Source organism: Planctomycetia bacterium (genome assembly GCA_034440135.1).
In the GTDB taxonomy this organism is placed as follows: Bacteria; Planctomycetota; Planctomycetia; order Pirellulales; family JALHLM01; genus JALHLM01.
This window is the reverse complement of sequence record JAWXBP010000310.1, coordinates 1-10,983: the sequence shown is the minus strand read 5'-3', so window position 1 is coordinate 10,983 and position 10,983 is coordinate 1. Positions and strand designations below refer to the sequence as shown.

12 protein-coding genes are annotated in these 10,983 nt (G+C 60.3%); 4 read left to right on the top strand and 8 right to left on the bottom strand.

Annotation, left to right across the window (positions count from 1 at the left end; all coding sequences use genetic code 11):
* Positions 1 to 239 precede the first annotated feature (239 nt).
* The 4 genes from SGJ19_18715 to SGJ19_18700 are packed head-to-tail and all read right to left on the bottom strand — an operon-like array spanning position 240 to position 2,147.
* Positions 240 to 1,235: an SMP-30/gluconolactonase/LRE family protein gene (locus SGJ19_18715; protein ID MDZ4782283.1), complete on the bottom strand. Its 996-nt coding sequence runs from the start codon at positions 1,233 to 1,235 to the stop codon at positions 240 to 242.
* Positions 1,232 to 1,426 carry a hypothetical protein gene (locus SGJ19_18710; protein MDZ4782282.1) on the bottom strand — a complete coding sequence of 65 codons (195 nt, stop codon included), beginning with the start codon at positions 1,424 to 1,426 and terminating at the stop codon, positions 1,232 to 1,234. Before SGJ19_18710 ends, SGJ19_18715 begins: the two co-directional genes overlap by 4 nt.
* On the bottom strand, positions 1,423 to 1,836 hold the full coding sequence (locus SGJ19_18705) for a PIN domain-containing protein (protein MDZ4782281.1): 414 nt from the start codon (positions 1,834 to 1,836) through the stop codon (positions 1,423 to 1,425). Before SGJ19_18705 ends, SGJ19_18710 begins: the two co-directional genes overlap by 4 nt.
* Entirely contained in the window at positions 1,833 to 2,147 is a 315-nt protein-coding gene (locus SGJ19_18700) for a hypothetical protein (GenBank protein ID MDZ4782280.1), read from the bottom strand. The genes SGJ19_18705 and SGJ19_18700 overlap by 4 nt, the downstream gene beginning before the upstream one ends.
* Before the next feature lie 224 nt (positions 2,148 to 2,371).
* On the opposite strand from SGJ19_18700, the gene SGJ19_18695 reads away from it, so the two are divergent.
* Positions 2,372 to 3,475 (top strand): glucose 1-dehydrogenase, encoded by a 1,104-nt coding sequence (locus tag SGJ19_18695; GenBank protein ID MDZ4782279.1) that lies wholly within the window; start codon positions 2,372 to 2,374, stop codon positions 3,473 to 3,475.
* On the opposite strand, the gene rnpA is transcribed toward SGJ19_18695, so the two are convergent.
* The 4 genes from rnpA to SGJ19_18675 form a co-directional block, all read right to left on the bottom strand.
* Positions 3,444 to 3,830 (bottom strand): ribonuclease P protein component, encoded by a 387-nt coding sequence (gene rnpA, locus SGJ19_18690; protein MDZ4782278.1) that lies wholly within the window; start codon positions 3,828 to 3,830, stop codon positions 3,444 to 3,446. The genes SGJ19_18695 and rnpA overlap by 32 nt on opposite strands.
* Before the next feature lie 10 nt (positions 3,831 to 3,840).
* The gene (locus tag SGJ19_18685; GenBank protein MDZ4782277.1) at positions 3,841 to 4,116 is read right to left on the bottom strand and encodes a hypothetical protein; all 276 of its coding nucleotides are present in this window, start codon (positions 4,114 to 4,116) and stop codon (positions 3,841 to 3,843) included.
* On the bottom strand, positions 4,110 to 5,084 hold the full coding sequence (locus SGJ19_18680; protein ID MDZ4782276.1) for a J domain-containing protein: 975 nt from the start codon (positions 5,082 to 5,084) through the stop codon (positions 4,110 to 4,112). The genes SGJ19_18685 and SGJ19_18680 overlap by 7 nt, the downstream gene beginning before the upstream one ends.
* A gap of 254 nt (positions 5,085 to 5,338) precedes the next feature.
* The gene (locus SGJ19_18675) at positions 5,339 to 6,445 is read right to left on the bottom strand and encodes an ABC transporter permease (protein ID MDZ4782275.1); all 1,107 of its coding nucleotides are present in this window, start codon (positions 6,443 to 6,445) and stop codon (positions 5,339 to 5,341) included.
* A gap of 117 nt (positions 6,446 to 6,562) precedes the next feature.
* On the opposite strand from SGJ19_18675, the gene SGJ19_18670 reads away from it, so the two are divergent.
* From SGJ19_18670 to SGJ19_18660, 3 genes are all read left to right on the top strand, one after another.
* Positions 6,563 to 7,756 carry an LptF/LptG family permease gene (locus SGJ19_18670; protein MDZ4782274.1) on the top strand — a complete coding sequence of 398 codons (1,194 nt, stop codon included), beginning with the start codon at positions 6,563 to 6,565 and terminating at the stop codon, positions 7,754 to 7,756.
* 107 nt (positions 7,757 to 7,863) lie between these two features.
* A complete protein-coding gene (locus SGJ19_18665) occupies positions 7,864 to 8,502 on the top strand; it encodes an isoprenylcysteine carboxylmethyltransferase family protein (protein MDZ4782273.1) in 639 nt (212 codons plus the stop codon).
* Between the two features lie 262 nt (positions 8,503 to 8,764).
* Complete coding sequence (locus SGJ19_18660) at positions 8,765 to 10,810, top strand: alpha/beta hydrolase family protein (protein ID MDZ4782272.1); 2,046 nt, start codon at positions 8,765 to 8,767, stop codon at positions 10,808 to 10,810.
* Positions 10,811 to 10,983: the final 173 nt, after the last annotated feature.

Below are 10,983 nucleotides of genomic sequence, written 5' to 3'. Positions count from 1 at the left end.
TGGCAGTCTTCATCATCACTCGCAATGTCAACGCTTAAGTCAATCGCTTCATCGAATAGGTCTTTGAGAAAGCGTCGCCGTCCGACAGCGAAGCGCAGCCGTAGCGTCCTGATCGACAACGAAGCGCCGGTTAACGAGGCGAGGTAAGATCCTGAAAGGCGTCGTAGACCTGCTGATCGTCCGCGGGGCCATCGAAGCGAAACGGGAGGTGCTGGTTGACCGCTTTGTTCATGTAGCGGTCACGGGCGATCGTTCAATTTGATTCGATAAAGCCCATGCTTGCCGTTGGGCATTTCGCCGGTGATGTAAAGCGTGTTCGCCCGCTTGCCGCGGCCGAGCTCGCAGTTGGTCGGCGGCGCGGGGAGCGGAATCAGCGCGCGCGGCTTGCCTTTCGGGCTGAAGATGTAAATCGCCGAGGCGCCATCTTTGCCGGCGGCGGCGAAGATTTCTCCCCGGGCGTTGACGGTCATGCCATCGATGCCCCGGCGGCCTTCGCCGAAATCGAAGAGGACTTTCTTGTCTTTGAGCGTACCATCGTCGTTGACCTTGAAGGCCAAGAGTTGTTGATTGCCGTCCGGCGCGGCGTCGGCGATGTAGACGGTTTTCTGGTCGGGGCTAACGACGATGCCGTTCGGTTTTTGGACTTCCTTCGTGGCGATGCTCAGTTTGTCACCGGCGCCGATGACATACACGGCCTCGAAATCCAATTCGCGTTCTTCATCGCCGACGTAGCGCGGATCGGTGAAATAAATGCGTCCTTGCTCGTCGACGGCGACGTCGTTCGGGCTGTTGAGTCGCTGGCCTTCGTACTTGTCGGCCAGCGTGCGGACCGTGCCGTCGGCTTCCGTGATCGACACGCGACGACCACCGCCGACCGCGCCCTCGGCGGCGATGAGGCGGCGCTTCGCGTCGAAAATCAGCCCGTTGGCCTGGCCGCTGGGTTCGCGATAGACGCTGACTTTGCCGGTCTTGGGATGGTAGCGCATGATGCGATTGCCGACCTCGGAGTCGATCTTGATATTGGAAAAAAGGATCGTGCCGTCCTCGTCGGCGACGGGGCCCTCGGTGAATCCGCCCTCTTGCCAAAGGATTTCCAGTTCTGCATTCTCCGGCACGAAATCGGCCTGCGCGGTGGCGCGGAAGAACTCGAAGGGGGATTGAGCGACGACGCGCTGCTGGCTGACCAACGCAACGAAGGCGATGGTCCCGATGAAGAACATGAGTTTCGATTTCATGGTTCAGGTCGTGGGGAGGTGGAGTCGATTGGTTTCAAGACATCGTCGGCAGCAACCGGATGATTTGACGTTGATGCGTCGCCGGGAACAGAAAGGATGTGAAGCTCGAACGTCAGCTTCGTGCCGTCCGGAAATGGCAAGCCGCCGTCGATCACAATTTCCCCATTGCGAATGACGCCGCGAAAATTCATGGAACGATCCTCGGCAGGAGGATGTTGAAGCCTGCTTGAGCGAAATGCTGGTCGCCGGTGATGGCATCGTGGAGGCCAAGCCGATGCATGATCGTAAACGATATGCAGTCGGTCAGCGACCATTCTTTGTCCGATCGACTTCGATAGAGCAGCAATCCGGCGTCGAAGTCGGCGTCGGAGGCTCGCACTACCTCGTATCCTTCGGAGATCGCAGCAAAGTCAAATAGCGTCGCGAATCGCTGACGATTGTCCACGGCGGAGAAAGCATCGGCTAGTTCCAGAAGTACCCAATCCGATGTCACGATACGCCCAAGGTAGGAAGCGTCAAATTCGATCGCCTCAGCGTGTGCGCGATCCCTACGACTTAGCAAGGCAATAAAATAGAAAGTGTCGGCGAAAGCGATGTTCATACGCAATCTCGGCCATGAAGGTAATGGTCGTGCCTCTCCGCAAAGTCCTCGGGCAAGTCATCGATGCAGCCGATCAGGGATGGCAGCATCTTCGCGATGGGACTGGCGGAATCGCTGTCAGCGCATTCTTGGTTCCCCTCGATCTGTGCGCTGGGCGCAACGCTCCCGCCATGCGGCTCGCAGCTAGTGCCGGAGCTCGAGAAGGGAATACTCGGCCCTGCCACATGCACGTCAACAGCCGCCCCCTCGGGCAACGGCCTGTCGCCGGCGATGATGATCTGCCCGTTCTGAACGATGCCTTGGAAGGTCATGTCGGTCTCCTAATCGGCTACTGCCTGCTTCCCCACATTATCATAACAGCTTTTCAGAGGAACGACCGTCAAGCTCCGGTTTCGCACCCGCTTGCCGGGCCTCTGTCAGCGGCGTTACATTATGGGCCGGTTCGGTTTACGTTGATCGCCCATCCACAGACGACGATTGCCTGAGGGCCCGGTTCGGCTCCGGCGGTCGCGTCGAGAATTGATACCCTGCGCCCATGAAAGCCATTGCCGTTCGTCCCGGAAAGAAAAACAGCGTTCATCTGGCCGACCTGCCGAAGCCCAAGCTGGACGACGTGCCGGACGGCCGGGGCGTGTTGATTCGCGTCTTGAAGGTCGGCGTCGACGCCACGGACAAGGAAATCAACGACGCGCAGTACGGGAACTCTCCCCCCGGCTTCGACTTCCTGGTGCTGGGACACGAGTTCTTCGGCATCGTGGATTCCGTCGGCCCGAATGTCCGCAACGTGAAGCCGGGCGACTATGTGACCGCGACGGTTCGGCGCCCAGGCGGGTCGATCTACGACAAGATCGGCACTTCCGACATGACCAGCGAGGAGACGTACTACGAGCGCGGCATCAACCTGCTGCACGGGTACCTGACGGAATACATCGTTGACGACTGCGAATTCATCGTCCAAATGCCAGTCGGGCTCAAGCACTTGCACGTGCTGGCGGAGCCGATGAGCTGCGCCGCCAAGGCGGTCCAGCAGGCCTTCGAAGTTCAGCGCCGTTTGAGAGTCTGGCGTCCGCGCGTGGCGTACGTGCTGGGCGCGGGGCAGATCGGATTGCTCACGACTCTGATTCTTCGGTTGCGCAATCTGGAGGTGTATACCGTCGCCCGGGGCGAAGCGCCGAATTTGAAATCGGAAATCGTCACTGGAATGGGCTCCACTTATGTCAGTACCAAACAGAAATCGATCAAGCAGCTTTCCGAGGAAGTCGGCAAGGCGGACTTGATCATCGACGCGACCGGCTCCAGCGCCATTGCCTTCGGCGCGATGGAAGTGCTCGGTCATAACGGCGTGCTGGTCTGGACCAGCATCACTGGCGGGCGCAACCACATCGAAGTGCCCGGGGATAAGGTCAACCTCGATTGGGTACTCGGCAACAAGTTGTTGGTGGGTAGCGTGAACGCCAACCGCGATCACTTTGAAATGGGCATCCGCGACCTGGCCGTCGGCGAAGTCACCTGGCCGGGCGTGATCAAGAAGATCCTCACGACGCCCGTCCGCGGCCTGGACAACTACCAGGAAATGATGCGGCTGCTGGTCGAAGACCAGAGCGCGCTCAAGGTGTATGTGGACGTGGCGGAGGGCTAGTCCGAGTTTCTCGCGCCCGTTTGTTCACGCGGCGCGCTAGCCGCAGTAGCGATGACTTGAGTACGTCGAGTTGTGGCGGCTCCGGGCTGCGTGGGATGGCGATGAGATCCAGTCCCCCTGGCAGCTCGTGGCGCATAAGGCGGAAAGCTTCTCGGAGGCGGCGTTTCCAGCGATTGCGGTGGACGGCGTTGCCGACATTGCGGGAGACCGAGAGGCCTAGTCGGGTGTTCGGCAAATCGTTCGGCCGCGCGTAGAGAATCAACAACTGGTCCGAGACGCTGCGGCGGTGCCGGTATGCGCGGTCAAAATCGGCCGAGTGGCGCAGACGCGCTTCCTTTGGCAATGTTTGCCGCACTTCGCCAGGGTTAGATCGGGGTGTCGTCACGCGCGTCCGCCCTGGGCGAGAGTGGCTGGCGATGCCATCGATCTTCGACTGGCTTCGTCGGTGAAACTCCTGCGCGACTCAGACGGCGCACATAACGTCCGCCGAGCTTGATGCAGAGGATCATCGTCAGGCCGAGTAACACGAGTCCCAGCAGTGCCATCAGCAACTGAGCGCGGGTGAGCGGCGGCAATCGTTCGATCAATTGTCCAAACAGCAGGTACGCCACGACGCTTTGTTCGGCGGCGTGTTTTACCATCGCAAATCGGCCCGCGGGTTCGGCGTGGGCTGATGTTGCTCCAACCGACGAATGAGCTCCGCGCTTTCTTCGTCGAACTTTTCCGGCAGAACGATTTGCAATTCGGCAAATAGATCGCCTGGCTCCTGGTTCTTCAGGCGCAAACCGTGCCCCTTGAGCCTGAGCTTCCGACCGCTCGATGAACCGGGCGGAATCCGCAACGCCACGACGCCCCAGGGTGTCGGCACGTCGACTTTGCCGCCGAGTGCAGCTTCCGATAGCGTGATTGGCACCCGGACGTTGAGATGCTGGGCGCGACGTACGAAGCTCGGGTGCGGCCCGACGCGAATGCGGATGAAGATATCCCCTGGTTGGCCGCCGCCGGGGCCGGGCTCTCCCTGGCCGCGCACACGCACTTTCTTGCCTTCTTCGATGCCGGCCGGAATCTTGACGGTGATTGTTTCCGTCCGACCGTCGTAGCGGCGGAGCGCAATCTGTGCTTCGCCGCCCGTCACGGCCGTGGCGAAGGGAATTTCTAATTCGGTTTCCAGGTCACCACCGCGCACCGGCTCCGGCCCTGACGGTCGTCGGCCTTTCTTGTTCGCTCTGCGAAATTGGTTGAAAATGTCGCCGAAGCCGCCGGACGTGTCCTGGCCGTAGCTGTCGCCGAAGAGTTGGGAGATATCGATTTCTTCGAACGAGCCGCCGCCTGGCTGACCTCCCGGCCAGGGCGCACCGCCGGGTCGCGGACCCGGGCCGGCGCCCATTTGCTCGAAGGAGTTGCCGTAACGGTCGTACATCTCGCGTTTTGAGGTGTCGTTAAGCACTTCAAAGGCTTTTTGCACGTCCTGGAATTTTTTCTTGGCGGTTTTGTCGTCGGGATGGAGGTCCGGGTGGTATTTGCGGGCCATCTCCCGGTAGGCCTTCTGAATATCAGCCTGCGAGGCGTCCCGTTTGACTCCCAGCGTCGCGTAGTGGTCCTCGGCCATCGTGTCGCAGTTTATATTAGGGTGGATAGGAGCCGACGTGGCCGCTGGCGTCTATTTTAAGGATACCACGTGGCACGATACAACGGCCGCTGTCCGGAAGGGTTCACTGGGACTGGAGTTTGAAGTTTTCGGTTTTCAGTTTTCAGTACCTGGGCCCCACGTTCCCACTGAAAACTGAACACTTCAAACTGGCCTCGTGCCTCCGTGTCTCCGTGTCTCCGTGTCTCCGTGGTGAAATCCTCGTGCTGACTGTTTTACGCGATCCGCTTTTGGAAGCGTAGCGTCGCGGTCGTGAAGATCACCACGGCGAAAAATGCTAAGACTGTCGTGGGGAACCAGAGTTGATAGAACTGCGTGCCGCGCAAGATAACGCCGCGGAGGATTTCGATGTAATAGGTGACCGGGACCAGGCAGGAGATCGCGTAAATCGGCAGCGGCATTTGGGCGCGGGGGAAGACGAACCCGCTGAGCAAGATCGACGGCAGCATGATCAACATGCCGAGTTGGCTGGCTTCGGCCTGATTGTTGGCCAACGTGGAGATCAGGATGCCGAGGCCCAGGCTCGGGACCAAGAACAACGCCGACAAGCTCAGCAGCACGAACTTGCTGCCGACGATCGGCACGCCGAAGACGAAGACCATCAGGGTCAACACGAGTATCGTGACGATCGAGCCGATCAGCGCGAATGGGATCACTTTGCCCAACACCAATGCCCAGCGCGAGACCGGCGTGACCATCAGCTGTTCCATCGTGCCGCGCTCGCGCTCGCGGACGATGCTGAAAGCCGTCAGGAATACTGTGGTGAGTTGCAGGATAATTCCCACGAGCCCCGGGACGAAGAAGTTCGACGTTTCCATGTTTTCGTTGAACAGCACGCGCGGGCGGAGATCGATCCGCTGCGGCGCGAGGGTCATGGCGTCTTGCGCTTGAATCGCCACGTCGACGGCGATTCCGTTCGCGGCCGATAGCGCCTGATTCGCGACGGTATTGTCGGAACCGTCGATCAGCACCTGCACCTGGGCGGGGCGGCCATTGAGGCGATCTTCCGAGAACTTGGGCGGAATGATCAAGCCGACTTTGGCCCGACCGGCGACGATCGCTTCCCGGACGCCAGCGGCGTCGGCGGCCTCTTCGACGAATTCGAAGACGTCGGACGATTCGAATCGGGCGATGAACTCCCGGCTCGCCGCGCGGCGATCGCTATTGAACACGACGCTCGGCACGTTGCGGACCTCGGTATCGATCGCGTAGCCGAACAGGATCAACTGGATGACCGGGATCACGAACACGAATTTCGTGGCGGGATCGCGGCGGACCTGAATCAGCTCCTTGTAGACCACCGCCTTGAAGCCGTTGAGCATGACGCATCCTGTCCTTGGCCGGAATGAAGTGCGTAGCTTAGCGTGCGGGCGGCCTGCGGTGCGAGCGGCTTCAACTGATATTGACCGCGCGGCCTAGCTTCGCCAAACTCCCGCGCCATGGGGATTCTCGCGCGCCATGTCGTCTTCGAGCTGCTCAAGGTGTTTTGCCTTGTGCTGACGGCGATGACGGCGATGTTGATGATCTTTGGCATCGCCAAGGAGGCCGTCGATCAGGGGCTGGGGCTTAACCAGGTTGCCCGGATTCTCCCCTTTTTCTTGCCGGAAGCCCTCAAAATCACGGTGCCGGGCACGATTCTGTTCGCGGCCTGCAGCGTTTACGGGCGGATGGCGGCCTCGAACGAGATCGTGGCCCTCAAATCGCTGGGCGTCAGCCCCAAGGTGGTGATGGTCCCGGGGATGGTCATTGGGTTCATCCTCAGCCTGGGCACGGTCTGGATCAACGACATCGCCGTCTCCTGGGGCCTGAATGGCATTCAGCGCGTGGTAATTGAAGCGGCCGAGGAAATCGCCTATGGAATGCTGAAGCGCGAGGGGAGCTACAGCACGCGGAGCTTGTCGATTGTCGTGCAGGGGGTCGAAGGCCGGCGGCTAATGCATCCGATCGTCACCTTCCAGGCGAACGGAAAAACGCCTCCGATCACGATTATGGCGGAATGGGCGGAGTTGAACTCGAATCTGGACAGCGAGGAAAAGTCGCTGCGGATCATCCTGCATAACGGCGAGGTGAGCGTCGACGGCGAGGGGAGTTATCTGTTTCCGGGCACCGAGGTCAGCGAAATTCCACTTGGCGATTTCAGCCGCGAAAAGGAAAAGTCCGGGCATCCCGCCCAGTTGCCGCTGCATCGCATTCCGGAGCGTATTGCCGAGCAGGAAACTCTGTTGGAACTGTTCGAGCACGAGCGGGCGTCGAAGGCTGCCTTTCAGATGTTGTCCGGAGATTTTGCGGGTCTCGCCAGTCCGTCCTGGAACGTCAATCACGAAACGCATCGCTACCTCACTGGCGAGTTGGCGCGCCTGAAAACGGAGCCGCATCGACGCTGGTCGAACGGCTTTAGTTGCCTGTGCTTCGTGCTGGTCGGCATGACGCTTTCGATGCGCTGGGCGCATGGCGAATTGCTCAGCAACTTTTTCGCCTGCTTCCTGCCGGTGCTAATCGTTTACTACCCGATGTTGGCCTTCGGCGTGAACAACGCCAAGGAAGGCGCCTTGCCGCCGTACATCGTGTGGAGCGGCAACGTGCTGTTCCTGGGCATCGGGTGGTGGCTGTGGCGACGGGTGATTAGGTATTGAGGAAGTAGGTGATGTAGGTGAAGTAGTTAGTAGGTGAAGTAGGTGACTAGAAATGCACGGCAACGGAAACTCCTTCACTCCTTTTGTCCTCTCCCATGCCCTCTCCCATGCCCACCGCCGTACACGCCGTCTCGCTTCCGCCTCGCAGTCTGTGGATTAAATCGCGTGGCACGATCGGTCTGCTGATCCTCGCTCCGTTCCTGGCGTTGGCCATTTGCTCGGCGCCCCATTGGCCAAACGGTTCTTGGGCCGAATTGCAAATCGAGATCGGCGGCTGGATGTGTTTCGTTGCAGGGGCCGCGTTTCGGTTTTGGGCCGCGGCCTACATTGGCGGGCGCAAGGGGCAGGCCATTTCCACGGATGGCCCGTATTCGGTTTGCCGCAATCCGCTCTATTTCGGCACGTTTCTGATGCTCGTGGCGTTTACGCTGCTGTTGCAGAGTCTGACGTTCATGGTTGGCGCGCTGGCGGCGTCGGCCGTGTACCTTGGTATGACGATTTTTGATGAAGAGCGGCGGCTCGCGCATAAATTTGGCCCGGCGTACCTTGTCTATTGCCGGGAAACTCCACGGTTTTTCCCCCGGCCCTGGCTGCTGCGTACGCCGGAACGCGTGGAAGTGAACGTGCCGGCGCTGGCTCGGGAATGCCGGAGCGCGGCGCTGTATCTCTGGATTCCGGTCGCCGGGCGATTGCTGGAGCAGCTTCGCGAGAGCCGCATCTTGCCGGCGATGTTCGATTTGCCGTAGGGGCGTCCCCGCACCAGCCCGTAGCGCCAGCGAGGGAGAGCGGACGCCGGTGATCGCTGGACGTGAACGCCGATACTCCCTCCGCATCGCAATGCGAGCGCTTACTCGGCGTATTCGTTCACTCTATCGGCGACGTCATCTCTCCCTCGCTGGCGCTACGGGCTAGTGTTGCGTCTGGGACCGGCGTGTGGCGTGTGGCGTGTCGCGGCGTTAACCTATTCGCATGGTTTTCGCGCCCCATTGTTCCGCGAATCGGTGTTCCATGCGACTTCATGTGATCGCGACGGCGTTCTTATGCCTGTTATCCACGCCCAACTTGTTGCCCGCCGCGGAACCGACCGGCGAACTGCCTGGCGATCGCATGCTAGCCAACTATTTCCGAGCGGAGACGGCGCGGTTGGCCGGCGGCGAGTTGCAGGGGATTAAATCCGTCGAGGAGTGGCGGCGCCGGCAGCCGATTTTGCGGCGTCAGTTGTTGGAGATGCTTGGGCTCGACCCGCTCCCGGAGCGCACGGAACTGTACGCGACGGTGACCGGCGTCGTGCAAGGGGATGGGTTTCGCGTCGAGAAGTTGCATTTTCAATCGCAGCCGCAGTTGTACGTCACGGCGAACTTGTATTTGCCGGACAAGATCGAGCGCCCCTTGCCGACGATTCTCTACGTCTGCGGGCATAGCGAAGTGACGAAGGGGAACGTCAGCTTTGGGAATAAAGTTGGTTACCAGCATCACGGGGCCTGGTTCGCACGGCATGGCTATGTGTGCCTGGTGCTCGACACGTTGCAACTGGGCGAAATCCCCGGCATGCATCACGGGCTGTATCGCTACGACCAATGGCAATGGTTGAACTACGGATACACGCCGGCAGGCGTAGAAGCGTGGAACTGCGTTCGCGCGCTCGACTACTTGGAGACGCGGCCCGAGGTTGACGCGACCAAGTTCGGCGTCACCGGGCGCAGCGGCGGTGGGGCGTATAGCTGGTGGATCACGGCGATCGACGACCGGATTCGCGCTTCAGTGCCCGTGGCAGGCATTACCGATCTGGAGGACCACGTCGTGAACGGCTGCGTCGAAGGGCATTGCGATTGCATGTACTTCGTCAACACCTACGGCTGGGACTATGCCACGGTGGCGGCGCTGGCCGCGCCGCGCAATTTGTTGATCGCCAACACGGACCGCGACTCGATCTTCCCGCTCGACGGCGTGATGCGGATTCACAACCGCGTGAGGGAGATCTACAAGCTCGAAGACGCCGAGGAAGCGCTTGGCGTCGTCATCACGACCGGCGGTCACGTCGACTCGCAGGAACTGCAAGTGCCGGCGTTTCGCTGGTTCAATCATGCGCTCAAGGACGGCGATGCGTCGCTGATCGACGAGCCGACGAAGAAGTACTTCGAGCCGGAGCAACTGCGCGTCTTTAGCGAGCTGCCCAAGGACGAACGGAACACGCGGATTGCCGAGGAATTTGTGCAACTCGCTGCGCCGCCGGAGAAGTTTGAAAGCCAGGCCGCGTGGAACCAGCAACGTGAACGTTGGCTGGCTGAGCTGAAGGAGAAATGCTTTCGTGGCTGGCCGGGGGATGATTTGCCTCTGAACCTGTCGCTGGCGGGCGTGTGGAAGCGGGACGGCGTTCGGTTGGAGGCCTATGACTACGACGTCCATTCCGAAGTCTCACTTCGACTCTATGTGCTGCGCAAGGATGAGGACGCATTTCCGCGCGAGGCGATGTTGCTCGTCGCCGACGAAACAGGATGGTCACGACAATTGTCTACTTTCGGCCGCTCTTTTCCTGAAGCATTTGAAGGAGCGGACTTGCCTGAGTCAGAGGATGATTCCGTTCTCGGCGAAATGAGGACGTCGCCGACCGCAATGGTCTTCTGCTGCCCGCGGGGCGTCGGGCGTTCGCGCTGGACGAGTGATCCGACGGCGCGAAAGCACATCGAGCGGCGGTTCTACCTCTTGGGGCAAACGCTCGACGGCATGCAAGTGCTCGATATACGCCGTGCGGTGCAGGCTGTGAAGCAACTGCAGTCTGGCAGCGATGAATCTGCAAAGCTGAACCTGACCGGTGAAGGACGCATGGGCGTGAACGCGTTGTACGCGGCGCTGTTTGAGTCGGGCATCGACAAGCTGGAGCTGCTGAACTTGCCGGAGTCGCACGCGCAGGGGCCGTACTATCTTAATGTGCGTCGAATTTGGGACTTGGACGTGGCACTGGAAGTCGTGGCGGATGTAACGAATGTTTCCGTCGATCTCGATCCCGTGGAGCGCAAGTTCGCGCCGAGCGACGCGGCCGTTGAGACGCCGTAACACAGTATTGACGCGGAATCCGCTACACTAGCCCGACGCGCAAGCGAGGGGAATAGTCGCCGAACGCCGAACGTCGTTTACTCCCCCTCGCTTGCGCGTCGGGCTAGGCCTTGTCTCAAAACTGGGGTTTCCGTGCAATGCGTAACCGGCGACGATGTCGCTGAGTTTCGTTT